21 protein-coding genes are annotated in these 25,848 nt (G+C 71.6%); 9 read left to right on the top strand and 12 right to left on the bottom strand.

The genetic code is table 11. The annotated features are described in order from the left end of the window. Window position 1: 1 nt before the first annotated feature. The gene (locus AOQ53_RS21430; protein ID WP_059419609.1) at window positions 2–1,117 is read right to left on the bottom strand and encodes a winged helix DNA-binding domain-containing protein; all 1,116 of its coding nucleotides are present in this window, start codon (window positions 1,115–1,117) and stop codon (window positions 2–4) included. Between the two features lie 84 nt (window positions 1,118–1,201). Continuing rightward, the gene (locus tag AOQ53_RS21425; protein WP_059419650.1) at window positions 1,202–2,221 is read right to left on the bottom strand and encodes a zinc-binding dehydrogenase; all 1,020 of its coding nucleotides are present in this window, start codon (window positions 2,219–2,221) and stop codon (window positions 1,202–1,204) included. Between the two features lie 174 nt (window positions 2,222–2,395). On the opposite strand from AOQ53_RS21425, the gene AOQ53_RS21420 reads away from it, so the two are divergent. After that, complete coding sequence (locus tag AOQ53_RS21420; protein ID WP_059419608.1) at window positions 2,396–3,304, top strand: helix-turn-helix transcriptional regulator; 909 nt, start codon at window positions 2,396–2,398, stop codon at window positions 3,302–3,304. Window positions 3,305–3,338: 34 nt separating this feature from the next. Here AOQ53_RS21420 and AOQ53_RS21415 read toward each other — a convergent pair whose 3' ends face one another. Next, complete coding sequence (locus tag AOQ53_RS21415; RefSeq protein ID WP_059419607.1) at window positions 3,339–4,304, bottom strand: YihY/virulence factor BrkB family protein; 966 nt, start codon at window positions 4,302–4,304, stop codon at window positions 3,339–3,341. Between the two features lie 331 nt (window positions 4,305–4,635). On the opposite strand from AOQ53_RS21415, the gene AOQ53_RS21410 reads away from it, so the two are divergent. From AOQ53_RS21410 to AOQ53_RS21390, 5 genes are all read left to right on the top strand, one after another. Then, window positions 4,636–6,444, top strand: a complete 1,809-nt coding sequence (locus AOQ53_RS21410; protein ID WP_059419605.1) for a methylmalonyl-CoA mutase family protein — start codon at window positions 4,636–4,638, stop codon at window positions 6,442–6,444. Then, window positions 6,444–8,636, top strand: a complete 2,193-nt coding sequence (scpA, locus tag AOQ53_RS21405; RefSeq protein WP_059419604.1) for a methylmalonyl-CoA mutase — start codon at window positions 6,444–6,446, stop codon at window positions 8,634–8,636. The genes AOQ53_RS21410 and scpA overlap by 1 nt, the downstream gene beginning before the upstream one ends. Beyond that, window positions 8,633–9,625, top strand: coding sequence for a methylmalonyl Co-A mutase-associated GTPase MeaB (gene meaB / locus AOQ53_RS21400; RefSeq protein WP_059419603.1), 993 nt, complete (start codon window positions 8,633–8,635; stop codon window positions 9,623–9,625). The genes scpA and meaB overlap by 4 nt, the downstream gene beginning before the upstream one ends. A gap of 80 nt (window positions 9,626–9,705) precedes the next feature. Continuing rightward, window positions 9,706–11,160: an argininosuccinate synthase gene (gene argG, locus AOQ53_RS21395; RefSeq protein ID WP_059419602.1), complete on the top strand. Its 1,455-nt coding sequence runs from the start codon at window positions 9,706–9,708 to the stop codon at window positions 11,158–11,160. A 226-nt stretch (window positions 11,161–11,386) separates the two neighbouring features. Then, the gene (locus AOQ53_RS21390) at window positions 11,387–11,776 is read left to right on the top strand and encodes a DUF4333 domain-containing protein (protein ID WP_063888926.1); all 390 of its coding nucleotides are present in this window, start codon (window positions 11,387–11,389) and stop codon (window positions 11,774–11,776) included. A 144-nt stretch (window positions 11,777–11,920) separates the two neighbouring features. Here the strand turns inward: AOQ53_RS21390 and pntB are convergent, their stop codons facing one another. Together pntB and AOQ53_RS21380 are read right to left on the bottom strand one after the other, a co-directional pair. After that, window positions 11,921–13,372 (bottom strand): Re/Si-specific NAD(P)(+) transhydrogenase subunit beta, encoded by a 1,452-nt coding sequence (gene pntB, locus AOQ53_RS21385; RefSeq protein ID WP_059419599.1) that lies wholly within the window; start codon window positions 13,370–13,372, stop codon window positions 11,921–11,923. A gap of 6 nt (window positions 13,373–13,378) precedes the next feature. After that, a complete protein-coding gene (locus AOQ53_RS21380) occupies window positions 13,379–14,938 on the bottom strand; it encodes a Re/Si-specific NAD(P)(+) transhydrogenase subunit alpha (protein ID WP_059419598.1) in 1,560 nt (519 codons plus the stop codon). Window positions 14,939–15,254: 316 nt separating this feature from the next. On the opposite strand from AOQ53_RS21380, the gene AOQ53_RS21375 reads away from it, so the two are divergent. After that, the gene (locus tag AOQ53_RS21375; RefSeq protein WP_099054656.1) at window positions 15,255–16,784 is read left to right on the top strand and encodes an MFS transporter; all 1,530 of its coding nucleotides are present in this window, start codon (window positions 15,255–15,257) and stop codon (window positions 16,782–16,784) included. A gap of 43 nt (window positions 16,785–16,827) precedes the next feature. Here the strand turns inward: AOQ53_RS21375 and AOQ53_RS21370 are convergent, their stop codons facing one another. The 6 genes from AOQ53_RS21370 to AOQ53_RS21345 all read right to left on the bottom strand — a co-directional run bounded on the left by AOQ53_RS21370 (window position 16,828) and on the right by AOQ53_RS21345 (window position 23,099). Next, entirely contained in the window at window positions 16,828–17,280 is a 453-nt protein-coding gene (locus tag AOQ53_RS21370) for a VOC family protein (RefSeq protein WP_059419596.1), read from the bottom strand. 65 nt (window positions 17,281–17,345) lie between these two features. Continuing rightward, complete coding sequence (locus AOQ53_RS21365) at window positions 17,346–18,173, bottom strand: helix-turn-helix domain-containing protein (protein WP_059419594.1); 828 nt, start codon at window positions 18,171–18,173, stop codon at window positions 17,346–17,348. A 21-nt stretch (window positions 18,174–18,194) separates the two neighbouring features. Beyond that, on the bottom strand, window positions 18,195–19,856 hold the full coding sequence (locus AOQ53_RS21360; RefSeq protein WP_059419593.1) for a glycoside hydrolase family 13 protein: 1,662 nt from the start codon (window positions 19,854–19,856) through the stop codon (window positions 18,195–18,197). A gap of 29 nt (window positions 19,857–19,885) precedes the next feature. Then, a complete protein-coding gene (locus AOQ53_RS21355) occupies window positions 19,886–20,719 on the bottom strand; it encodes a carbohydrate ABC transporter permease (RefSeq protein ID WP_059419592.1) in 834 nt (277 codons plus the stop codon). Continuing rightward, a complete protein-coding gene (locus tag AOQ53_RS21350) occupies window positions 20,716–21,783 on the bottom strand; it encodes a carbohydrate ABC transporter permease (RefSeq protein ID WP_059419591.1) in 1,068 nt (355 codons plus the stop codon). The genes AOQ53_RS21355 and AOQ53_RS21350 overlap by 4 nt, the downstream gene beginning before the upstream one ends. Before the next feature lie 11 nt (window positions 21,784–21,794). Beyond that, entirely contained in the window at window positions 21,795–23,099 is a 1,305-nt protein-coding gene (locus AOQ53_RS21345; protein WP_059419589.1) for an ABC transporter substrate-binding protein, read from the bottom strand. 313 nt (window positions 23,100–23,412) lie between these two features. On the opposite strand from AOQ53_RS21345, the gene AOQ53_RS21340 reads away from it, so the two are divergent. Together AOQ53_RS21340 and AOQ53_RS21335 are read left to right on the top strand one after the other, a co-directional pair. Next, window positions 23,413–24,453 (top strand): LacI family DNA-binding transcriptional regulator, encoded by a 1,041-nt coding sequence (locus tag AOQ53_RS21340; protein WP_059419587.1) that lies wholly within the window; start codon window positions 23,413–23,415, stop codon window positions 24,451–24,453. 70 nt (window positions 24,454–24,523) lie between these two features. After that, complete coding sequence (locus AOQ53_RS21335; RefSeq protein WP_236711743.1) at window positions 24,524–25,336, top strand: class I SAM-dependent methyltransferase; 813 nt, start codon at window positions 24,524–24,526, stop codon at window positions 25,334–25,336. Here the strand turns inward: AOQ53_RS21335 and AOQ53_RS41380 are convergent. Further along, window positions 25,223–25,810 carry a Fur family transcriptional regulator gene (locus AOQ53_RS41380; RefSeq protein ID WP_078945424.1) on the bottom strand — a complete coding sequence of 196 codons (588 nt, stop codon included), beginning with the start codon at window positions 25,808–25,810 and terminating at the stop codon, window positions 25,223–25,225. The two genes, AOQ53_RS21335 and AOQ53_RS41380, sit on opposite strands and share 114 nt — an antisense overlap. Between the last annotated feature and the right edge of the window lie 38 nt (window positions 25,811–25,848).

The following is a 25,848-nucleotide window of genomic DNA, read 5'->3' as shown; positions in this document are numbered from 1 at the left end:
GTCAGCTGCGTACGACGCCGAAGCGGATGTCGTACGACGTCTCCGGGTGCATCACCCGCAGCATCCGCTCCCCCTCGGCGGTGATCTCCTCCCGCTGGGCCCTGGTGAGGCGGCCGAAGGGCTCGATGACGAGTGCGTGCTCCTCCAGGCGCCACAGACCCGCGAGGTACCCGTCGACCAGGAGCGTGCAGTAGGCGAAGTTGCCCTGCCAGGAGCGGCCCCGGTGCTCGGGCGGGACGACACGGGTGCGGTCGGCGTGGGAGAGCAGCAGATTGTCGAACTCGGGCAGGAAGCGCGGCGGGGCCGGGGTGTCCGGGTCGGGGCGGGGGGCGTCCGGCAGGTCGAAGAGCTCGACGCCGTTGTCGTCCCGGAAGGTGACGAGTCGCGGGCGGAGACGTTCGAAGGCGTCGCGCAGGCGGGTCAGTCCGGCCCAGGTCTGCATGTCCCGCACGGAGGCCGGGCCGAAGGCGGCGAGGTAGCGCAGGACGACCGCGTCGGGCGGAGCGGCCGGTCCGGCGGGACGGCCGAGCCAGTGCTCGGCGGTGGTCAGGCTGACCTGCCCGCTTCGGCCCCACAGACCGCGCGGGGTCACCTGCACGAGCGGGAGACGGCACCGGGCGGCGACGGCCAGGGCCTGCGGGTCGGCGTCCGGCCACTCCCGGAGCAGGGCCTCGCGCAGCTGCTTCATGGTGCGGGGCTCGGTCTCGACGAGGTCGCGGGCGAGGGCGGCGAGCCGGTCCAGGTCGACACCGGCGAGTCCCTTGCGGAACTGCGTCAGCTCCCGGTCCCGGGCGGGCTGCACCAGCGGACGGAGGGTGAGGCAGTCGTCCGCGGTGTGGGTGTGGATGGTGGAGCGCATCGTGACGATCCGGACGACCTCGCGGTCGGCCATCAGCCGGGACAGCGCCTCGGGGGCGAATCCGTCGAGGCGGGCGGCGAGCGCGTAGTACGGAGGCTTGACGTTCTGCGCCTGGAGACCGACCAGGTGCTCGACGGCCGCGGCGGCGGAGATCCGGGCCGGGCGCAGGAGCAACTGGCGGTCGAGGGTGGCGCGGTTGAGGGCCCGGGTGCCCAGGTGGGGTGCCGTGCCGGCGACGCTCCGCTTGGTGTTCGTCATGGGGGCACGGTAGCGAGAGTTGCGGACAGGTTCTGGCCGCGACCGAACGTGCGCAGTCAGTTCGTCGCGCGTACGGGGAGTGGGTCAGAAGGTGATGAGCGACTTGAGGACGCGGCGGTCGGCCATGGCCCGGTAGGCGTCCGGGGCCTGGTCGACGGTGAAGCTCCGGTCGAAGACGCGGCCCGGTGCGATGACGCCGTCCAGGACGTCCGGCATCAGCTCCTCGATGTAGGCACGGGCCGGGCTCGCGCCGCCGGTGAGGGTGATGTTCCGCATGATCGTGGACGGGCCGAGGGGGCCTTCCTCGTACTGCGGGACGCCCAGACGGCTGATGGTGCCGCCGTCCACGACCGCTGCCAGGGCGGTCTGAAGCGTCTGGCGGGTGCCGACGGCCTCGATGACCTTGTCCACACCGTCGCCGCCGGTCAGCTCGCGCACGCGGGCGACACCTTCCTCTCCGCGCTCGGCGACGACGTCGGTGGCTCCGAACTCGCGGCCCAGGTCGGTTCGGGCCTGGTGGCGGCCCATCAGGACGATCCGTTCGGCGCCCAGCCGCTCGGCCGCGATGACCGCGCACAGGCCCACCGCGCCGTCTCCGACGACCAGGACGCAGTCGCCGCGGCCGACGCCCGCCGTGACGGCCCCGTGGTGTCCGGTGCCCATCACGTCCGAGAGCGTCAGCAGTGAGGGCAGCAGCGCGGAGTCGGCGTCGACGGGCAGCTTGACCAGGGTGCCGTCGGCCTGGGGGACACGCACCGCCTCGCCCTGCCCGCCGTCCACGCCGTCGAAGCCGTACCGGCCGCCCCGCCGGCACGAGAAGTGCAGGCCCTTGGCGCAGTAGTCGCAGGTGTTGTCGCAGTACGTGAACGGAGCGACGACCAGGTCGCCGGCCTTGAGGCCCGACACGTCGGAGCCGGTCTCCTCGACCACGCCGAGGAACTCGTGTCCCATCGGGCGGCCGGTGTCTGTGGCGGGCAGGGACCGGTAGGGCCACAGGTCGCTGCCGCACACGCACGACAGGACGGTGCGCACGACGGCATCGGTGGGCTGCTGGATCTTCGGGTCGGGCCGGTGCTCCGTCCGGACGTCGCCGGCGCCGTACATCATGGCTGCGCGCACGGAGTTCTCCTCTTCTCGCAGGTTGCTTGACGTCACCCACCGTGCGCCCCTGCCCGCCCGCCAGGGAGGCCGGGCCCTTCCGGGGGGTGAACAGCGGTGGGTATGACAGGGCCCCCCTCGCGGATACCGTCCTGGTGGCGGCGTTGCGACACTGGCTCCATGGCAGCCGAGCAGCACACCACCGGTGACGAACTGGGGCGCTTCCTGCGCGCCCGCCGCACCCAGACCAGCCCCGAGAGCGTCGGCTTCACCCCGGGCGCGGGCGTACGCCGCACGCCCGGCCTGCGCCGCGAGGAGCTGGCTTCCCTCGCCGGGGTCAGCATCGACTACTACGTCCGCATGGAACGCGGCAAGGAGACCCGGCCGAGCCCCGGCGTGGTCGACGCCCTCGCCCGCGCCCTGCGCCTCGACGACGAGGAACACCACCATCTGCGCGAACTCGCCGCCCGGGCCGCGAACTACGCTCCCGAGCCGCCTCCCCCGCCCAGCCGGACCGTCCGGCCGCACCTGAAACTGCTGCTGGAGACGATGCGGCCGAACCCCGCCTACATCGTCAGCCGCAGCATGGACCTGCTCGCCTGGAACCCCGGCGGCCTCGCCCTGTACGCCGGTCTCGCCGACTGGCCCGCCAAGCAGCGCAACCTCGCCCGCTACCTCTTCCTGCACCCTGCGGCTCGCGAGCTGTTTCCCGACTGGGAGCCCCTGGTGCGCGCCTGCGTCGCCCGGCTGCGCGCCCAGGCCGGCACCAGCCCCGACGCCCCCGACCTGGCCGGCCTCGTCGGCGAACTCGTGCTCAAGAGCCCCGACTTCGCCAAGCTGTGGGAACGCTACGAGGTCATCGGCCGCAAGAAGGTCCAGAAGACCTTCCACCACCCCGAGGTCGGCGTCCTGACCCTCAGGGGACAGAACATGCACCTCGAAGGCACGCCCGGCCAGCGCCTCTGCGTCTACACCGCCGAACCCGGCAGCCCCGACCACGACGCGATGCTCCTGCTCGACATGACCGCACCCGAGCCCGCCCGGCACGCGGACGCGAAGACCGGCCGGCCACGTCCCGCACAGTCCTGACCCGAAGCCCCCGCCTGCTGTCTGTCGTCCGGGCTCACGCGCCGGGTCCCGGGTCCGGCTGGACGGCTGACTCGATGCCGGCGCGGGCCGCCTCCAGCTGGGCGGCGAACGCGATGCCGAGGAAGAGCGCGACGGCGGTGAGGTTGGCCCACAGCAGCAGGGCGATGAAGGCGGTGAGCGGCCCGTACACGGCCCCGAAGGCACCGCTCTCCTCGACGTACAGCGCGAGCAGCCAGGTGGCCGACACCCACAGCAGCAGATGCACGGCCGAACCGAAGGCCAGCCAGGTGTAGCCGGGCTGGACGCGGCGGGGCGACCAGCGGAAGATCACGGCGGAGGCCACCCAGGCCAGCGCGAGCCCCACGGGGATGTCGAGCACACCCCACCACCGCGCCCCGCTGTCCTCCCAGCCGGCCGAGTCCGCCACGGCGTCGCCCACGGCCTCGCCGGCGACGAGTACGACGAACCCCAGCACCAGGGGCAGACCGGCGGCGAGAGCGAGCACGATCGCCCGCCCGTACTTGCGCGGGAAGGGACGGTCGCGCTCGATGCCGTAGATGCGGTTGGCGCCGCGCTCGATCTGGCCCATGGCCGAGGCGAGGTTCAGCAGCGCGAAGCCCAGACCGAGCCACAGGGCGAGCGTGCCCCAGACATCGCCGTGCGCGGTGCGCCGTGTCCCTTCGAAGGCGTCCTCGACGATCCGCGCGCTGGCACCCGGCACGATCCGGCCGAGCGTGAGCTCGATGACCCGGCCCACGCCCTCCGTGTGCACCGACGTGGCCAGCCCGACCAGCGCCACGGTGCACGGGACCAGCCCGAGCACGACCTGGAAGGCGAGGGCCCGCGCGTTGGTGAAGCCGTCCGCGTACCGGAACCGTGCGAAGGAGTCGGCCAGCAGCCGCAGCCCTCCGTAGTGGCGCAGGGCGGTGAACGCCTCGTCTCCGGAGAGCTCGTCTCCGATCATGTCCCGGGTCTGCGGGACGTGGACGGCGGTACCCATGGCGTGGACGCTCCTTGTCGTAGGGCGGCTCCCTGTCCGGGGGCTGCTCCCTGTCCGGTTGCCCCGTGAACCTCCCCTCTCGCGTCCGGCCGGTACCGGTCTTCGGGGGAATTCCGGGCCGGTTCCGCCATCCGGTGGCCGGCGGGTGACATGGGTATCTCATCGCGGTGCTCCGCCCCGTGACGACGGGTCATTGACGCCCTGCGCCGGCATGGGCGACGATCCCGGGCGGAGCCGTGCGGAGGGGAGATCGGGATCACAGAAACGGCGAGGGAAAGGTCACAGCCTCGCCCACTGCTGCTCCTCTGTGTCGGTGTCCTAGCATCCGAGCATGACGGTCCTGCCTGACGACGGGCTCGAGCTGGCCGGCGACTTCCCTGATGTGCCCCATGAGCAGTGGCAGCGCCTTGTGGCGGGTGTGCTGCGCAGGTCGGGCAAGGAAGTGGAGGGCGCCGAGGCCGAGGAAGCCCTGTCCACCGCGCTGGAGGACGGGTTGCGCACCCGGCCTCTCTACACCGCGCACGACACCGCGCCCGAGCCGGGCCTGCCCGGATTCGCACCCTTCGTGCGGGCCGGCCGGGCCGAGGGGAACACGCTCGGCGGCTGGGACGTACGGCAGCGGCACACGGTGGCCGATGGCGGCGCGGTGCTCGCGGACCTCGAGAACGGCGTCACCTCCCTGTGGCTGGCAGTGGGGGAAGGCGGCATCCCGGTGCCGGAGCTCGGCCGGGTCCTCGACGGCGTCCTTCTCGACCTCGCCCCCGTCGTCCTCGACGCGGGGCGTGACTGCGGGCCCGCCGCGCGGGAGTTGCTGCGGCTGTACGAGGAGCGCGGCGTCGCCCGTGAGGCGGCGCGCGGCAATCTGGGCGCCGACCCGCTGGGCCAGGAGGCCCGCAGCGGACAGCAGGTCGACGTAGCCCCGGCGGCGGAGCTGGCGCGGCTGTGTGCCGAGGGGTATCCGGGGCTGCGGGCGCTGACCGTGGACGCGCTGCCGTACCACGAGGCCGGCGGCTCGGCCGCCCAGGAGCTGGGCTGTTCGCTGGCCACGGGCGTGGCGTATCTGCGGCACCTCACCGAGGCCGGGCTGAGCGTCGAACAGGCCTGTGCGCAGCTGGAGTTCCGGTACGCGGCGACCGCCGACCAGTTCCTGACGATCGCCAAGCTGCGGGCCGCGCGCCGGCTGTGGGCGCGGGTGGCCGAGGTCTGCGGGGCGCCGCGCGCCGGGGCGCAGCTCCAGCACGTCGTGACGTCCCCGGTGATGATGACCCGCCGCGACCCGTGGGTGAACATGCTGCGCACGACCATCGCCACGCTGGCCGCCGGGGCGGGCGGGGCCGACTCGGTCACCGTGCTGCCCTTCGACCACGCCCTCGGGCTGCCGGACGCGTTCGCGCGCCGTATCGCCCGCAACACCTCCACCATCCTCATCGAGGAGTCGCACCTCGCCCGGGTGATCGACCCGGCGGGCGGCTCCTGGTACGTGGAGCGGCTCACCGACGAACTCGCCCACGCGGGCTGGGAGTTCTTCCGGCGGATCGAGCGGCTCGGCGGCCAGGCGGCGGCCCTGCGCTCGGGGGACCTCGCGCGGGACCTGGCCGACACCTGGCAGGCCCGCCGTACGAAGCTGGCGAAGCGGCGCGAACCCGTCACGGGCGTCAGCGAGTTCCCGTATCTCGCGGAGAAGCCGGTGGTCCGCGAGAGCGCGCCCGAGCCGCCGTCCGGCGGGCTGCCGCGGGTGCGCCGCGACGAGGAGTTCGAGGCGCTGCGCGCCCGCTCCGACGCCCACCTCGCGAAGACCGGCTCCCGGCCCCGGATCTTCCTCGCCGCGATCGGCCCGGCCGCCGCGCACACCGCGCGCCTCACCTTCGCCTCGAACCTCTTCCAGGCGGGCGGCATCGAGCCCGTCGCGGACGGCGCCTTCGAGGACAGCGGCGCCACGGAGGCCGTGCTGTGCTCCAGCGACGCGCTGTACGGGGAGCAGGCCGAGGCCACCGCCGAGGCCCTGAAGGCCGCCGGCGCACGGCATGTGTTCCTCGCGGGCCGTCCCGGGCAGTACGCCGGTGTCGACGCGTACGTCTTCGCGGGCTGCGACGCCGTGGCCGTGCTCTCCGCGACCCTCGACCGCATGGGAGTGTCCTGATGACCGCCCCCTCCGACCGTTCCGTCCCCGACTTCTCCGGGATCGAGCTGGGGACCCCGTCCTCGGACGGCGGCCCCGACGAGTGGCGTACGGCGGTCAAGAACGCCTCCGGCGGCGACGACCTGCTCTGGGAGACCCCGGAGGGCATCGCGGTCAAGCCGCTGTACACCGGGCGCGACCTGGAGGGCCTGGACTTCCTGGAGACGTACCCGGGCGCGGCGCCGTACCTGCGCGGGCCGTACCCGACGATGTACGTCAACCAGCCCTGGACGATCCGCCAGTACGCCGGTTTCTCCACGGCCGAGGAGTCCAACGCCTTCTACCGGCGCAACCTCGCGGCCGGCCAGAAGGGCCTGTCGGTCGCCTTCGACCTGCCCACGCACCGCGGCTACGACAGCGACCACCCGCGCGTGACCGGTGACGTCGGCATGGCGGGCGTGGCCATCGACTCGATCTACGACATGCGGCAGCTGTTCGACGGGATCCCGCTGGACAGGATGACCGTGTCGATGACGATGAACGGCGCCGTGCTGCCGGTGCTGGCGCTGTACATCGTGGCGGCGGAGGAGCAGGGCGTACCGCCCGAGAAGCTGGCCGGGACCATCCAGAACGACATCCTCAAGGAGTTCATGGTCCGCAACACCTACATCTATCCGCCGAAGCCGTCGATGCGGATCATCTCCGACATCTTCGCCTTCACCTCGCAGCGGATGCCCCGCTACAACTCCATCTCCATCTCCGGCTACCACATCCAGGAGGCGGGTGCGACCGCCGACCTGGAGCTGGCGTACACGCTCGCGGACGGCGTGGAGTACATCCGGGCGGGCCGTGAAGCCGGCCTGGACGTGGACGCGTTCGCGCCGCGGCTGTCGTTCTTCTGGGCGATCGGCATGAACTTCTTCATGGAGGTCGCCAAGCTGCGGGCGGCGCGCCTGCTGTGGGCGAAGCTGGTGAGGCAGTTCGACCCGCAGAACGCCAAGTCCCTGTCCCTGCGCACCCATTCGCAGACCTCGGGCTGGTCGCTGACCGCGCAGGACGTCTTCAACAACGTGACGCGCACCTGCGTCGAGGCCATGGCGGCGACGCAGGGCCACACGCAGTCGCTGCACACCAACGCCCTCGACGAGGCGCTCGCCCTGCCCACCGACTTCTCGGCGCGCATCGCCCGCAACACGCAGCTGCTGCTCCAGCAGGAGTCCGGCACGACCCGCGTGATCGACCCGTGGGGCGGCAGCGCGTACGTCGAGAAGCTGACGTACGACCTGGCCCGGCGGGCCTGGCAGCACATCGAGGAGGTCGAGGCCGCGGGCGGCATGGCCAAGGCCATCGACGCGGGCATCCCCAAGCTGCGCATCGAGGAGGCCGCGGCCCGCACGCAGGCCCGGATCGACTCGGGCCGCCAGCCCGTCATCGGCGTCAACAAGTACCGGGTGGAGACCGACGAGCAGATCGACGTGCTGAAGGTCGACAACTCCTCGGTGCGGGCGCAGCAGATCGAGAAGCTGCGGCGGCTGCGCGCCGAGCGGGACGAGCGGGCCTGCCAGGACGCGCTGGACGCGCTGACCCGGGCCGCCGGCGGCGAGGGCAACCTGCTGGAGCTGGCGGTGCACGCGGCCCGCTCCAAGGCCACGGTCGGGGAGATCTCCGACGCCCTGGAGAAGGTGTACGGCCGGCACGCGAGCCAGATCCGTACGATCTCCGGTGTGTACCGCAACGAAGCAGGGGAGTCCCCGTCCGTGGACCGCACCCGCGCGCTGGTGGACGCCTTCGACGAGGCCGAGGGCCGCCGCCCGCGCATCCTGGTCGCGAAGATGGGCCAGGACGGCCACGACCGCGGCCAGAAGGTGATCGCGACCGCCTTCGCCGACCTCGGCTTCGACGTGGACGTCGGCCCGCTGTTCCAGACTCCCGCCGAGGTGGCCCGGCAGGCCGTCGAGGCGGACGTGCACATCGTCGGCGTCTCCTCGCTGGCGGCCGGTCACCTCACCCTCGTCCCGGCGCTGCGTGAGCAGCTCGCCGAGGAGGGGCGCGAGGACATCATGATCGTGGTCGGCGGGGTGATCCCGCCGCAGGACGTGCCGACGCTGCTGGAGATGGGCGCGGCGGCGGTCTTCCCGCCCGGGACGGTGATCCCGGACGCGGCGTACGACCTGGTGAAGCGACTGTCGGACGGACTCGGGCACGACCTGTGATCGATGTCGACGCGTATGTGAAGGGCGTACTCGACGGGAAGCGGGCGATCATCGCCCGGGCCATCACGCTCGTCGAGTCGACCCGCCCCCAGCACCGCGTGCTGGCCCAGGAGTTGCTGACCGAGCTGCTGCCGCACAGCGGCCGGGCCCGGCGGATCGGGGTCAGCGGGGTGCCGGGCGTGGGCAAGTCGACGTTCATCGACGCGTTCGGCTCGATGCTGACGGGGCTCGGGCACCGGGTGGCGGTGCTCGCCGTCGACCCGTCCTCCAGCCGTACCGGCGGCTCGATCCTGGGCGACAAGACGCGCATGGAACGGCTGGCCGTGGACCCGGCGGCGTTCGTCCGCCCCTCCCCCACCGCGGGCACGCTGGGCGGGGTCGCCAAGGCGACGCGTGAGTCGATCGTGGTGATGGAGGCGGCGGGCTACGACGTGGTCCTGGTGGAGACGGTCGGCGTCGGGCAGTCCGAGACCGCAGTCGCGAACATGGTCGACTCCTTCCTGCTGCTCACCCTCGCCCGCACGGGCGACCAGCTCCAGGGCATCAAGAAGGGCGTCCTGGAACTGGCCGACGTGATCGCCGTGAACAAGGCGGACGGCCCGCACGAGCGCGACGCCCGTGCCGCCGCCAGGGAGCTGGCGGGCGCGCTGCGGCTGATGCACGGCAAGGACGCGTTCTGGACCCCGCCCGTGCTCAGTTGCAGCGCCCGTGAGTCGAGCGGTCTGGACACGGTGTGGGAGCGCCTCGAACAGCACCGCACGCTGCTGGACTCCACCGGCCGCCTCACGGTCAAGCGCTGTGACCAGCAGGTCGACTGGACCTGGACCATGGTCCGCGACGAGCTCCTCGGCCGTCTGCACGCCGACCCGGCGGTACGGGCGCTGGCGCCGGCCCTGGAGCAGCAGGTCCGGGAGGGCGAGCTGACACCGACGCTGGCGGCGGAGCGGATCCTGGGGGCGCTCGGAGGTTCCGGCCCGGAGAGTTCCTGAGCGGGAGCAGCAGAGAAGGTGATTCCGCGATTCCGCATATCCGGCTTGCATGACTATGCAAAGTGATACATACTCTTTCTATGTCCAAGGTCCTCACCTCCCTGCCCGCCGGCGAGCGCGTCGGCATCGCCTTCTCGGGCGGTCTCGACACCTCCGTCGCGGTCGCGTGGATGCGCGACAAGGGCGCCGTCCCGTGCACCTACACCGCCGACATCGGCCAGTACGACGAGCCCGACATCGCCTCGGTGCCCGGCCGTGCGAAGGCCTACGGTGCCGAGATCGCGCGTCTGGTCGACTGCCGTGCCGCGCTGGTCGAGGAGGGCCTGGCGGCGCTGACCTGCGGCGCGTTCCACATCCGCTCGGGCGGGCGGGCGTACTTCAACACCACGCCGCTCGGCCGTGCCGTCACCGGCACACTGCTGGTGCGCGCGATGCTCGAGGACGACGTCCAGATCTGGGGCGACGGCTCGACCTTCAAGGGCAACGACATCGAGCGGTTCTACCGCTACGGCCTGCTCGCCAACCCGCACCTGCGGATCTACAAGCCCTGGCTGGACGCGGCGTTCGTGACCGAGCTCGGCGGCCGCAAGGAGATGTCCGAGTGGCTGCTCGCCCACGGGCTGCCCTACCGCGACAGCACGGAGAAGGCGTACTCCACCGACGCCAACATCTGGGGCGCCACGCACGAGGCGAAGACCCTGGAGCACCTGGACACCGGCGTCGAGACCGTCGAGCCGATCATGGGCGTGAAGTTCTGGGACCCCGAGGTCGACATCGCCACCGAGGACGTGACGATCGGCTTCGAACAGGGCCGCCCCGTGACGATCAACGGCAAGGAGTTCTCCTCCCCCGTCGACCTGGTCATGGAGGCCAACGCCATCGGCGGCCGGCACGGCCTGGGCATGTCGGACCAGATCGAGAACCGGATCATCGAGGCCAAGAGCCGCGGCATCTACGAGGCCCCGGGCATGGCCCTGCTGCACGCCGCGTACGAGCGGCTGGTCAACGCGATCCACAACGAGGACACGCTCGCCCAGTACCACACCGAGGGACGGCGGCTCGGCCGGCTGATGTACGAGGGCCGCTGGCTGGACCCGCAGGCGCTGATGATCCGCGAGTCGCTCCAGCGGTGGGTCGGCGCGGCCGTCACCGGCGAGGTGACGCTGCGGCTGCGGCGCGGTGAGGACTACTCGATCCTCGACACGACCGGCCCGGCGTTCAGCTACCACCCGGACAAGCTGTCCATGGAGCGCACCGAGGACTCCGCGTTCGGCCCGGTGGACCGGATCGGCCAGCTCACCATGCGCAACCTGGACATCGCCGACTCCCGCGCCAAGCTGGAGCAGTACGCCGGCATCGGCCTGATCGGCACCGGCAGCCCGACCATCGGCGCCTCCCAGGCGGCCGCGACCGGGCTGATCGGCACCATGCCGGAGCTGCCGCAGGGCGGCGCCGAGGCCATCGCCTCCCGGGGCGCGGTCTCCGATGAGGACGCGTGGCTGGACCGCGCCGCGATGGACTCCGGCACGGACTGAGCGCTTGAGGTGCCCCGTGAGACGGGGCGTCACGCGGAAGGCCGGCCCGGCACCCGGGCCGGCCTTCCGCGCGTCCCGGGGCTCCCGGCCGCCGGTGGGCGCTCGGCCGAACGGCCGAGGGCCGGTGCGGCGGCGGTACCGGCGCTCCGGCCGAATGGCCGAGGCGCGCGCCCGTGTTCCCGGGCGAGAGTGGAGCCACTCCCTACCGATCCCCCAGGAGTACGAAATGCAGCGCGGTTTCCTCGTCGGTGCCGTTGGTGGCGTGGCCGCCATGGCCGCCATGGGCGGGGTCCTCACCCATCTCCTGGCCGACGAGGACGTACAGCACACCACGATCGACCCCTACCCCGGGCAGCCCCGCGTGAAGGTGGACGGCCACCCGGCAGTGGAGAGGACGATCCTGGAGTCCCGTATCGAGGGCTGGTACCACCCGCTGCCGTGGGTCGGGAAGGACATCGACAAAGTGTCCTGCCCGGCGCCTCTGAAGGCGGTGGCCGGTGCGACCGGGACGTGCACGGCGCGGGCCGGTGGCGAGCGGGTCTCGATTCCCGTCCGCGTGATCAGGGTCGAGGGAGACCCCGCGACACCACGGGTGACTTGGAAGTTCGAGCGCTGACGCGTACCGGGAGCACACCCTTGGTCGCCGCGTGCACCGACCCGCGCGGAGGCCCGGCGCGCCGATGAGGCACCTCCCGTGTTCGAACAGCTCGGGTGGTGCCTCATCCGCGACCGTCGCCCGGTCGGTTACAGGCGTCGCCCTTCAGCGCGTGCTGCCGGCCATCTCCGGGACGGGCGTGTCGAGGGCGTCCAGGCTGCGCAGGATGTCCTCCACCCGCTGCTTGGCGTCGCCGAAGAGCATCTGGCTGTTCTCCCGGAAGAACAGCGGGTTCTGCACACCGGCGTACCCGGCGGCCATCGACCGCTTGAAGACGACCACGTTGGCCGCCTCCCACACGTGCAGCACCGGCATCCCGGCGATGGGGCTGGCCGGGTTGTCGGTGGCGGCCGGGTTGACGGTGTCGTTGGCGCCGATGACCAGGACGACCGAGGTGGCGGCGAAGTCGTCGTTGATCTCGTCCATTTCCAGGACGATGTCGTACGGCACGTTCGCCTCGGCGAGCAGCACGTTCATGTGCCCGGGCAGCCGGCCGGCGACCGGGTGGATGCCGAAGCGCACTTCGACGCCCCGCTCGCGCAGCTTGCGGGCCAGCTCGGCGACCGGGTACTGGGCCTGGGCGACCGCCATGCCGTAGCCCGGCGTGATGATCACCGAGGAGGCGTCGCGCAGGAGCTCCGCGGTCTCCTCCGCGCTGATCTCCCGGTGCTCCCCGTGCTCGCCGTCGTCGGCCGCCGCGGCCGGCGTCCCGAAGCCGCCCGCGATCACCGAGATGAAGGAGCGGTTCATCGCCTTGCACATGATGTACGACAGGTAGGCACCGGAGGAGCCGACCAGCGCACCGGTGACGATGAGCAGGTTGTTGGCGAGCAGGAAGCCCGAGGCGGCGGCGGCCCAGCCGGAGTAGCTGTTGAGCATGGAGACGACGACCGGCATGTCACCGCCGCCGATGGAGGCGACCAGGTGCGCGCCCAGGGCGAGGGCGATGACGGTGACCGCGATGAGCAGGCCGATGTGGGGGCGTGCCACGAACGCGACGGTGAGCGCGACGAACGCGACCAGGGCGCCCACGTTGAGGACGTGCTTTCCGGGCAGCGTGAGCGGGCGGGAGTCGATGCGCGCCGAGAGCTTCAGGTACGCGACGACCGAGCCCGTGAAGGTGACGGCGCCGATGAACACCCCGATGAACACCTCGGCGTGGTGGATGCCGAGCAGCGAACCGGTGAGTTCCTCACCGCCGTGGCCCCCAGCGTCGACGTCGAGGTAGCCGTTCCAGCCGACGAACACGGCGGCGAGACCGACGAGGCTGTGCATGATGGCGATCAGCTCCGGCATGCCGGTCATCTCGACCACCCGGGCCCGCCACAGTCCGATGCCCGCGCCGACGGCCGTGGCGACGGCGATCAGCACGAGTCCGGTGGTGGTGATGCCCTTCGAGGCGAGACCGACGGTGGCCGCCAGCGCGACGACCATGCCCGCGATGCCCCAGACGACTCCCGAGCGGGAGGTCCGGTGCTGCGAGAGCCCGGCGAGGCTGAGGATGAACAGCAGCGCGGCGACGACGTAGGCGGCTTCTGAGGCCGTGACTGTGGTCATCCGTGATCAGCCCTTCGAGAACATGCCGAGCATCCGGCGGGTGACGGCGAATCCGCCGAAGATGTTGATGCTCGCCAGCAGGATCGCGGCGAACGACAGCACGGTGACGGCGGTGTTCCCGTGCCCGATCTGGAGCAGCGCGCCGACCACGACGATCCCGGAGATGGCGTTGGTGACCGACATCAGCGGGGTGTGCAGCGCGTGGTGCACGTTGCCGATGACGTAGAAGCCGATGACGATCGCCAGCACGAACACCGTGAAGTGACCGATGAGTTCGCTCGGCGAGAAGGCCGTCACCAGGAACAGCGCGAGCGCCCCGGCACCGACGAGGGCGTACGAGGACCACGCGGGGCGGGCGGGCTTCGCCGGCGGGGCGGAGGGCGCGGCCGGTTGCGTGCCGTCGGCGGGAGCGGGTGCGGGCGCGGCGGACACCTGGACCGGGGGCGGCGGCCAGGTCTTCTCGCCGTCGCGGACCACGGTCATCGACCGCTGCACCACGTCGTCGAAGTCGAGGACGAGACGGCCGTCCTTGCCCGGGGTCAGCAGCTTCATCAGGTTGACGACGTTGGTGCCGTACAGCTGGGAGGCCTGGGCCGGGAGCCTGCCGGGCAGGTCGGTGTAGCCGATGATCGTCACGTCGTTGTCGGTGACGACCGCCTTCCCGGCGACCGTGCCCTCGACGTTGCCGCCCTGGGCCGCCGCCATGTCGACGATCACGCTGCCGGGCTTCATCCGCGCGACGTCCTCGGCGGTGATCAACCTCGGCGCCGGGCGGCCCGGGATGAGCGCGGTGGTGATGACGATGTCGACGTCAGCGGCCTGCTCGGCGTACAACTGCGCGGCGAGCCGGTCGTAGTCCTCCGAGGTGGCCTTGGCGTAGCCGTCGGTGCTGACCTCCTGCTCGACGCCCACCGCCAGGAACTCCCCGCCCAGCGAGCGGACCTGCTCGGCGACCTCGGGCCGGGGGTCGGTGGCGCGGACCACGGCACCGAGGCTGCGGGCAGCGCCGATCGCGGCGAGTCCGGCCACCCCGGCCCCGGCCACCAGGACCTTGGCGGGCGGCACCTTTCCGGCGGCGGTCACCTGGCCGGTGAAGAAACGGCCGAAGGCGTGCGCGGCCTCGACCACGGCCCGGTATCCGGCGATGTTCGCCATCGAGCTGAGCACGTCCAGGGACTGGGCGCGCGAGATGCGCGGCACGGCGTCCATGGCGAGCACGGTGACCGGCCGCCGCGCCAGCTCGTCGACCAGTTCCGGGTGCAGCGCGGGGCCGATGAGCGCGATCAGCGTCGCCCCGTCCCTCAGCCTGCCGATCTCCTCACTCGACGGGCCGTTCACCTTGAGCACGATCTCCGCCTGCCACGGGTCGCCGAGCCGGGCGCCCGCCTCCTCGTACGCCGCGTCGGAGAAGCGGGACGAGGCTCCCGCCCCCGGTTCGACCACCACCTCGTAGCCGAGCGCGGCAAGTCTCCCCACGGTGGCCGGCGTCGCCGCCACCCTGGTCTCGCCCGCAGTGGACTCGGCGGGTATGCCGATCCGCTGGGGTTCCGGTTCCGCTGGGACCATCGTCTGCCTCTCCGTCGTTCGGGTGCCTGTCCTCCTTGGTGCCCGCATCCTGCACGTCCGACGCGGCATCGGCGGCGGGCCGTGGTCACATGGCCGAGGAGGTTGTCCTCACACCGCCGAGGGGTTGCCGTGGAACGCGTTCGGCGGTATTGCTGTGCCCCTGGGGCACGAGGAGCCTCCCGGGGCGACAGAGTCTTCTGATGCGTCATGCCACGGTCGAGCGCAGACTGAGTGTGTGAGCAGCACGCGCCCGGGGCGCGGCGGACGCGCGTCCCCCTCCCGAACGGTGCCGCAGCAGACCGTGGCGCTGGCGGCGATGATGTTCGCCGTCGCCATGACCTTCATCGACCAGACCATCGTGTCCATCGCGGCACCGGACATCGTCCGCGAACTGGACCTGTCGTCGTCCGGCATGCAGTGGGTGGTGAACGCCTACCTGCTGTCCCTCGCGGCGTTCCTCGCCCTCGGCGGGCGCCTCGCGGACCTCTACGGGCCCCGCCGGATCGTCGTCATCGGCACGCTGGTTTTCGTCGTGTCGTCGGTGCTGTGCGGCTGCGTCCCCGAGGGCAGCGCCGCGCAGACCTGGCTGATCGTGTTCCGCGCCACCCAGGGGCTCGGCGCGGCACTGCTGTTCCCCGCGGCACTCGCCGTGGTGGTGGCGGTGTTCCCGGTCGAGCGACGCGGACGCGCCCTGGCCCTGTTCTTCGGCGTCTCCGGCGCCCTGACGGCCCTCGGCCCGCTGCTGGGCGGCTGGCTCACCGGCTGGACCTGGCGGGCCGTGTTCTGGGTCAACGTGCCCGTGGCGATCGTGGCGCTGGTCCTCACGGCCCTGGCGCACATCTCCGACCGGCGGCGGTCCGGGGCCCTGGACGTCCGTGGCGCCGCCCTGATCGCGGTCGGCATGGGCCTGAGCGTCCTCGGCTTCCAGCAGGCTTGGTCCTGGGGCTGGGACAGCTGGGCGACGTGGGTGTGCGTCGCGGGCGGGCTCGCGGTGCTCTACGGGTTCGTCCGGTTCGAGCGCCAGGTGCGGCATCCGCTGATCGACCTGCGGGTCTTCCGGGACAAGGCGTTCACCGTGGACGCGGCGGTGCTGTTCTTCGCGATGCTCGCCTTCGTTCCGGTGTTCTTCTTCAGTTCGGTGTACGCCCAGGTGTCCCTGAGCGCCTCGCCGAACCAGGCGGCCCTGTTCCTGCTGTACTTCTTCGCGGGCTTCGCGATCGCCTCGCAGTGGGGCGGCCGGATCCTCGACAAGCAGGGCGCCCGCCCGGCCCTGAAGCTGGGCACCGCGGTGGGCTGCGCCGGGTTCGCCCTCTGGGCGAACAAGCTCACCGACCTGTCCATGCACGACCAGTGGCCCTACGCGGCCCTCGCCGGGGCGGGGATCGGCTTCGTCCTCGCACCCGCCTCGACGGACGCCGTCAACCGGGCCATCGGCGCCTCGTACGGCGAGGTCACCGGCATCACCCAGACCGTGCGCAACTACGCGGCGAGCGTGGGCCTGGCCGTCTACGGCACCGTCCTGACGCACGTCACGACCGACAACGTCGTGCAGAGCCTGCGATCGCGCGGCATGCCCGCCGGCGACGCGGACGCCGTGGCCCGGGACATCACCGAGTCGGTCACGGGCAACGGCGACTCCCGGCCGCCCACCGGCACCGGCCCCGCCGCCGAGGCGACCCGGGACGCGATGAGCGCCGTCCGCATGGACTTCGCCGAGGCCAACCAGTGGGTCTTCTACGGCATGGCCATCGCCCTGGGCATCGGGTTCCTGTGCGCCCTGCGCCATCCGGGCGGCCGGGCGACGACGACCGCGACGGCAAAGGAGCCGGTCGCGCAGGCGCACTGACGGCCGCCCGGCGACCGTACGGCGCACTCATCAGGTGAACTCGTCAGGTGAACAGGTCGGTCGTCCGCTTCTGGATCTCCTCTGGGGTCAGCTCCTCGATCGTCTGGGAGATCATCCAGAGATGGCCGAACGGATCGGCGAGGCGGCCGCCGCGCTGCCCGTAGTGCTGGTCGGCGATCGGATACACCACGCTCGCCCCACCCCGCAGCATGGCCTCGGCCACGGCGTCGGCGTCGGACACGTCCAGCGCCATGATCACCGGGCTGCCGCCGAGCGAGTCCGGCGCCGGGTCGCTCTCGTCGGCGTCCTTGACCGCGATCACCGCGCCGCCGAGCCGCAGCATGGCGTGCACGATCTTCCCGTCGGGGTCGGTGTACCGCTCGATCTCCTCGGCGCCGAACGCGGTCCGGTAGAAGTCGATCGCCCGGGGCCCGTCGGAGACCACGAGGCGGGCGTAGAGCCGGGTGAGGGACGGCTTGTCGTTCGTGTTCGTCATGCCCTTCACGATGGCCGCTCGGGGCGGCCGTGGATTGCAGAAAACGGTCGGCCGGGCAGCATCCGTCACCCGCCGAGCGGAACGTGGTTGCGTTCCAGGGGCGAGCGCGGCGCGTACGCGGTCGGGGTGATCCCGGCGAGCGCGCGGAACTCGTGGATCAGATGCGCCTGGTCGTGGTAGCCGCACCGCGCGGCGAGGAGCGCCCAGTCCGGCTCCCCGGGCCCGGCGTTCACGCGGCCCAGCAGCCGCTGGAAGCGCCGTACCCGCGCATACCGTTTCGGCGCGAGTCCCAGCTGTTCGGTGCACCTGCGGGCCAGCCGCCGGGAGGTCCAGCCGAGCCGGTCGGCGACCTCACCCACCGGCGTTCCGCGGTCGAGCAGCACCGCGGCGAGACGGACCGCCGGGTCGGGCTCCAGGGGACGTTCCGACCGCCGCAGCAGGACCGTCTCCAGCTCCCGCAGGCACGCCTGCGGGCCGCCGGCGGCCATGGCCTCCAGCAGCCGCTCGCGCAGCACCGCACCGTCCGTGCCCCACAGTTCGTCGAGCCCGGCGAGCCGATCGCGGACCGCGCCGACCGGCACGGAGAGGAACGGATACGCCCCCGCGGGACGGAACGCCACCCACACGACCGCGCGCTGCTGCGCCGGGTCGATCACCGCCGGCCCCGTGTACGGCCCCTGCAGTGCCGCACCCCGGGTCCGCCTGTCCGACGAGCACAGGGCGTCCCGGTCGAGGTTCACGAGCAGCTGCGCCCCGCCTGTCGGCAGGGCCAGCTCGGCGGAGTGCGCGAAACGGCCCTCGGCATAGCCGAGCGCACCGATCAGCGGCGCGAGCGCCGGCGCCGACGGCCGGAGCGTGAGCGAGACGGGACTCTCCTGCGCCGTGCGAGCCATACCTCCAGCCTAGGATCACCGCTACACCGTCAGCCACACCGCCTGGTCGGGCCCCAGCGCACCGTCCTGAAGCGGGCCGCCGGCCAGGAGCAGCTCGGAGTGTGCGGGCAGTTCGTACGGCTCGGCGGAGAGGTTGACCACGCACACGAAGCCGGGGTCGCGGCTGAAGGCCAGTACCCCCTCGGGGGCGTCCAGCCACGTCATCGTGCCGTCGCCGAGGGCGGGGTGGTCGCGGCGGATGCGCAGGGCCGTGCGGTAGAGCTCCAGCATGGAGGCGGGGTCACCGGTCTGGGCCTCGACGCTCAGGCCGGCCCAGTCGGAGGGCTGCGGCAGCCAGGGTTCGGCCGTCGCGTCGTCGGGACTGTAACCGTAGGGGGCCGCCTCGCCCGACCAGGGGATGGGCACACGGCAGCCGTCGCGGCCGCGGTCGGTGTGGCCGGAGCGCTCCCAGATCGGGTCCTGGAGGGCGGATTCGGGCAGGTCCTCGACCTCGGGGAGGCCGAGTTCCTCACCCTGGTAGACGTAGGCGCCGCCGGGCAGGGCGAGCATCAGCAGGGCGGCGGCCCGGGCACGCCGGGTGCCCAGGCCGAGGTCCAGGGCGCCGTCGGGTTCGTAGCGCGCGTTGGCCATCCAGCTCCGCCCGGTGGTACGGCCGTAGCGGCTGGGGTGGCGCATGACGTCGTGGTTGGAGAGGACCCAGGTGGCCGGAGCACCGACCGCACCGAGCATGGCGAGGGAGTCGTCGATGACGGCCCGCAGGTCCTTGGCGTCCCAACCGCACATGAGGAAGTCGAAGTTGAACGCCGTGTGAAGGCCGTCCCGGCGGACGTACGCCGCCAGCCGCTCCGGGGTGTCGGCCCAGGCCTCGGCGACGAAGGAACGGTCGCCGGGGAACTCGTCGGCGACCTTGCGCCAGGCCCGGTATATCTCGTGCACCTCGTCCCGGTCCCAGTGCGGGTGGTCGAGATGCTGCCGGATCTCGTCCCGGCGGGTGAGCGGGCCCGTCACCGCGGGTTCGGCGCGGGGCGGCAGGTCGGGCAGCTCCGGGTGTTTGATCAGGCCGTGGGCGACGTCGATGCGGAAGCCGTCGACGCCCCGGCTGAACCAGAACCGCAGGATCGACTCGAACTCGGCGCGCACTTCGGGGTGTTGCCAGTTGAGGTCGGGCTGCTGAGGTGCGAACAGGTGCAGGTACCAGTCGCCGTCGGGCAGCCGGGTCCAGGCCGGGCCGCCGAAGCAGGAGACCCAGTCGTTCGGGGGCTCGGTGCCGTCGGGTCCGCGGCCGGGGCGGAAGACGTAGCGCTCGCGTTCTGCGCTGCCCGGTCCGGCCGTCAACGCGGCCTGGAACCAGGCGTGCTGGTCGGAGGTGTGGTTGGGCACGATGTCGGGGATGACGCGGATGCCGTGCTCGTGGGCTTCGGTGATGAGCTGCTCGGCGTCCGCCAGGGTGCCGAAGCGCGGGTCGACGGCGCGGAAGTCGGCGACGTCGTAGCCGTGGTCGGCCATGGGGGACTTGTACCAGGGGTTGATCCAGATGGCGTCCACGCCGAGGGACTTCAGATAGGGCAGTCGGGAGCGGATGCCGGCGATGTCGCCGATGCCGTCGCCGTTGTGGTCGGCGAAGCTGCGGATGTAGACCTGGTAGATGACGGCGCTGCGCCACCAGGGTGCGGTGAAAGACACGTGCTGTGACTCCTTGTGCGGGGGCGTGTCTACTTGGCCGCGCCGGCCGTGAGCCCGGCGACGATGCGGCGCTGGAACAGCAGCACCATCACGACCAGCGGGATGGTCACCACGACGCCCGCTGCCATCTGGCTGCCGAACGGCGTCTGGTACGTCGTCGCTCCCGAGAACTTGGAGATGGCGACGGTCGCGGTCTGCATGCCGGGCTTGTTGGTCATCGACAGGGCGATGAGGAACTCGTTCCAGGCGGCGATGAAGGTGATGATCGCGGTGGTGAAGATGCCCGGCGCGGCGAGCGGGACGATGACCTTGCGGAAGGCCTGGCCGCGGGTGCAGCCGTCGACCATGGCGGCGTGTTCCAGTTCGTCCGGCATCTGCCGGAAGAAGGTGGTCAGGTTCCACACCGCCAGCGGCAGCGTGAAGGACATGCTGGGCACGATCATGGACTGGTAGGTGTTGATCCAGCCGATGTCGGTGAACAGCTTCAGCAGCGGGACGACGATCGAGACCACCGGGAACATCGAGGTGGCGATGATCAGCGTGAGGATCAGCCGCTTGAAGCGGAACTCCAGCCGGGCCATCGCGTATGCGGTGAACGTTGCCAGCAGGAGCGACATCGCGGTCGTGATCCCGGCGACGATCAAGCTGTTGAGCAACGCCCTGGTGAAGCCCTGGCCCGGGCTGAACACCGACCGGTAGTTCTCGAACGACACCGCGGAGGGGAACAGAGAGGTGCTGAAGATGTCGCCCGTGCTGCGGAGGCTGGAGACCAGCATCCAGTAGAACGGGGCCAGGCAGTAGGCCACCACCACGGCGATGCCCAGATGGGGCAGCCACTGCCGCCACTTGGCCGTGAGAATCATGCCGTCACCTCCCGGACGCGGCGGCGCGGCACCCTGACCGGGTGGCTCTTGCGCTTCTTCGTCCCGCCGGCGCCCCCGATGAGGTCGGCGCCGAGCAGCCGGACGAAGGCGAGCGCGATGAGGAAGACGTAGAGGAAGAGCAGGACCGCATACGCGGAGGCGGGTCCGAAGCGGACGTTGGACGCCTCGTTCTGCGCGAGCATCGACAGGGTCTCGACGGATCCCTTCTGCGCGCCGATGAGGATGTAGGGCAGGTCGAACATCCGCAGCGCGTCCAGGCAGCGGAACAGCACCGCCACCAGCAGCGCGGGCTTCACCAGCGGCAGGGTGATGCGCCAGAACTGCTGGAGGGCGCTCGCCCCGTCGAGCCGGGCCGCCTCGTAGACCTCCTTCGGGATCACCTGGAGGCCGGCCAGGACGAGCAGGCCGATGAAGGGGGCGGTCTTCCACACGTCGGCGATGACGACCGCGATCTTGGCGGAGAAGCCGTCGGCGGTCCACAGCACCTGGTGTCCGAGGAGGACGTTGGCGATGCCGTCCGCGTTGAAGATCCACTTCCAGAGCAGTCCGGAGATGGCCGTGGGGATCGCCCAGGGGACGAGGATGCTGGCCCGCACGACGGACCGGCCCCGGAAGGCCCGGTGCATGACGATCGCCATGGCGACGCCGATCACGGTCTCCAGCGACACCGTGACGACGGTGAAGAAGGTGGTGTTCCAGAAGGCGTTCCAGAAACGGTCGCCGGCCTGGGTGAAGATGTCGGTGTAGTTCCTCAGCCCGACGAACGGCTCGGTGTTGCTGATGAATCCGGTCTTCGGGTCCAGCCCCTTCGGCCCGTACAGGGACTCGTCGAGTGCCATGAGCGTCGGGTAGAGCACGACGACCGTCAGCACCAGCAGGGTCGGGGAGACCAGGAGCGCGGCCAGGCGGCCGGTGCCCGCGGTGGCCCGGGAGCGTGTGTGACGCCGGGGGCGCTCGGGGGCCGGGGGCCGCCCGGGGCGGCGGCGGGCCGCCGTCCCGGGCGCGTGCGGGGCGGTGTCGGGCGGGATCGCGGTGTCGGCCATGACCCGCGGCCTCACTGTGCCGTCAGCTTCTGGAGATCCCCCTGGAGGTCCTTCAGCGCCTGTGCGCTGCTCTTCTTACCGGTGAGCGCGGCGTAGACCTCGTTCTGGATCGCGGCGGTCACGTCGCCGTACTGCACGACGCGCGGGCGCGGCACGGCCTTCGTGATCGACTGCTTGAGGTCGGGCAGGTACGGATACTGCTTGTCCAGCGACGCGTTGTCGTAGAGGTCGGCGTAGGGCGGGGCGAGGGAGGCGTTCTTGAGGAAGTAGGTGGCGCTCTCCTCGCTGGTGAAGAACTTCATGAAGTCCAGCGCCGTGGCCTTGTTCTTGGCGAAGGACGACAGGGCCAGGTTGGAGCCGCCCAGGCTGGAGGCGCCGGGGCCGTTCAGGCCGGGCAGGGGTGCGACGGCGAACTTGCCCTTGATGGCGCTCTTCTGGGCGAGGGAGTACACGTAGGGCCAGTTGTTCAGGAAGATCAGCTTGCCTGCCTGGAACGCCTGACGGCCGTCCTCCTCCTGGTAGGTGATGGCCTCCTTGGGGATCGTCTTGTCCTTGAAGGAGTGGACGAGGAAGTCCAGGCCCTTCCTGGCCTGCGGGGTGTCGACGTCGGGCTTGCCGCTCGCGTCGACGATCTGGCCGCCGGCGGAGTTCACGGCCTCGGCGAAGTTCACCGTGAGGCCCTCGTACTTCTGGAACTGCCCGGCGTAGCAGGACATGGTCTTGGCCTCGGGCAGCTTCTTGACCTTGGCGCAGTCGGCGGTCATCTGGGCCCAGGTGGTGGGCGGTCGGGTGACGCCGGCCTTCTTCAGCAGGTCGGTGCGGTAGAACAGCAGGCCGCCGTTGGAGCTGGCGGGGACGGCGTAGAGCTTGCCGCGGTACTGGCCGGTCTGCACCACCGGCTTGAGCATCTTGCCGAGCGGGAACTGGTTCGCGGGCAGCGGCTCGATCCACTGGTGGGCGGCGAACTCCGAGGTCCACACGACGTCGGTGGCGAGCACCGTGTAGGCGTCGGACTTCGTCTCCGCGTTCTGGATCATCTGCTGGCGCTGCGAGTCGGCGTCCGTCGGCAGCTGGATGAAGGTGACCTTCTCCTTGGGGTGTGCCTTGTTCCAGCGGGCGATGATCGTCTGGACGGTGCCGGTGGTGTCCTTGCCGGCGACGTATGTGATGGGGCCGCGGCCCTTGAACGACACCGGTGCGGCCTGCGCGGACTGTCCGGAGCCGCTGCCGCCGGACGAGCCGCAGGCGGTGAGGAGGAGTCCGGCGGCGGCGAGCGCTGCGGAACACTGAATCGCTCTGGCGGTGCTGGTCTTCACTGTCTCTCCTGGTCGTGACGTACCGAAGTCGTGTCTGTTCCCCCGGAATGGTTTTGGTCATGAGATTGCGTTGCCACGGCATTCCGCTGATAAAAATCGCAGGTCACAGCAGATAAGAGGCGTCCCTCCGGGGCGACTTCGAACCTGTCGAGACAACGTTTGCACGCTAGGAGCGCTACGTGGGGAAGTCAATGCGTCACACCGTGGTAAGAAGGCAAGAAGTTGGTGAGACAGCGCTGTCACCAATTGCCATGCACGGCAGTGTTCCTGTGCTAGCGTCCGGCGCATGCCACCAGGTCAGCGGCACCCCACGATGGCTGACGTCGCCGAACGGGCCGGGGTCTCCACCTCCACGGTCTCGCGCACCCTGCGCGGCCTGTCCACCGTCTCGCCGGAGGTCCGCGCCCGCGTCGAACGGGCCGCCCGGGAGCTGAACTTCGCGGTCTCGCGCCACGCCGCCAGCCTCGTGACGGGCAGGACGTGCAGCGTCGCGGTACTCGTGCCCACGCTCAGTTCGTGGTTCGTGGGCGCGGCCCTGTCGGGTCTCGCGCTCGTCCTGCGGGCGGCCGGCATGGAACTGACGGTCTACGTGATCCCAGGCATGGCCGAGCGCACGGCGTTCTTCGAGCATCTCCCCGCGCGGCGCAACGCGGACGCGCTGCTGGTGTTCTCCTTCGACCTCACCGAGGAGGAGACCGCCCGGCTGGACGGCCTCGGCATGCCGGTCGTGTACGTCAGCCAGCACGTCGACGGACGCCCGAGCGTCTACGTCGACGACGTGGCCGGCGCCCTGCGCGGCACCCGGCACCTGCTCAACCTCGGCCACCGCCGGATCGCCTACGTACGGACCGTGGGCACCGGCGGCTTCTCCTTCAGCTCGCAGGAGCGGCTGGTCGGTTACCGGCAGGCGCTGACCGAGGCGGGCCTGCCCCTGGACGACGACCTCGTGGTCGCCACCCCGGCGGGTGACAAGCGCGGCGCCGCCGAGGCGGTCGGCAGGCTGCTGGGGCTGCGGGAGCCGCCCACGGCGGTCTTCGCCGAGCAGGACGAGGTGGCCGTCGCCGTCATCTGGACGCTGCGCGCGACGCGCGTCGAGGTGCCCGGGCAGGTGTCCGTCGTCGGCTTCGACGACCAGCCGGTGGCCCAGTGGTTCGACCTGACCACCGTGGCCCAGTCACCCTCGGCGATCGGCCGGGAGGCCGGGGAGATGGCGCTGTCGCTCATCAACGACCCCGGCGGGGACCGCGAACGGCACGTCGTGCTGCCCACCCATGTGATCCCCCGGTCCACCACCGCGCCACCTCCCGCCCCACGGGGCGCAGCTGAGAAGCCGCCCCAACCGCCGTCGGGCTGACGGAAATCACCGTGCGGCCGCGGACGCCCCGAACCTAGACTCGGCCGGAAAAACAAGGGGGCGGTTGCGCATGGCCACCGGAGAGAACACCGTCGGAGACGTCTTCAGCGCGGGAGCGGAGGAGTTCCACAGCTGGTCCCGGGTGCTGTGGGACCCGGTCGGCGAGGCGACGGCGGACGTGGCCGCCCCGACCGGCGGTGAGTCGGTGCTGGACGCCTGCTGCGGGGCCGGGGCGTCGGCGCTGCCGGCCGCGCAAGCCGTGGGGGCGGCGGGCCGGGTGGACGCCGTGGATCTCGCGGACGGACTGCTGGCGATCGGGGAGCGCCGGGCGCGTGAGGAGGGCCTGGCGAACATCCGCTTCCACCGCCACGAGGTCACCTCGTGGCCCGTGCCCGGGTCGGGCTACGACGTCGTGCAGTGCGGACTGGGCGTGTTCTTCTTCCCGGACATGGACCGGGACTCCGCCGCGCTGACGCGGATGCTGCGTCCCGGTGGCCGGTTCGTGGTGACGGTGTGGGAGAAGGGGGCGCTCGGCGGCTGGCAGGCGGCGCTGCGGGGCGCGGTCCTGACGGAGCGCGATCTGCCCCGCCCGCCTCAGATGGAGCAGTTGGCCCGGATCGACACCGCCGGTACCCTCGCGGCCTGGCTGACGGACCTGGGCGGGAGCGAACCCCGGGTAGTCCAGCGGCGGTTCGACGCTCCGCTGTCCCCGGAGACGGGCTGGGAGCTGGCCACCGGCAGCGGGGCGCGCCGAATGCTGGACGGACTGTCACCGGCCGCCGTCGAGCGGGTGCGCGCCGAGTTCACCGCCCGGCTCACCGCTGACGCGGTCACCGACCTCGACGTACGCGTCCTGACGGGCGCGGCCCGCTTCTCCGGCTGACCGGTCGGCGGGGCGGGGCGGCGGGCAGGACGCCGCGACCGGCCCGCGCCCGCAGGGGCCGCAGACGCCGCTCAGTTCGAGGGTGTGCTCCAGTTCCGTGAAGCCCGTGGTCCCGGCGAGCCGGGCGACCCACTCCTCGACGGCCTCCGCGTCCACGGGCCGACTGCGGCCACAGCGGCGGCAGATGAGGTAGTGGCGGTGCTCGCCGGCCCGCCGCCCCAGGTAGAGCCGCTCGCCGCCCTCGTCACGCACGACGTCGACTAACCCGGCGCGGTCCAGCTCGCGCAGGGTGCGGTAGACGGTGGTGAGCCCGACGGTGCTGCCGGAGTCGGCCAGCAGCGCGTGCAGTTCCTGCGCGGAGACGAACTCGTGGCAGCGGCCCAGGGTGTCGAGCACGGCCCGGCGCTGCCACGTACTGCGCAGGCCCGGCGTGTGGATGCGCTCCACGGCCGGGCTCTCCTCCGCTTCGCCCATCACTGGACTCCTTGCTCGACCGGCGCGTCCGTCGGCAC

The organism is Streptomyces azureus (assembly GCF_001270025.1).
Classification (GTDB): Bacteria; Actinomycetota; Actinomycetes; order Streptomycetales; family Streptomycetaceae; genus Streptomyces; species Streptomyces azureus.
This window is presented reverse-complemented; position numbering and strand designations above follow the sequence as displayed.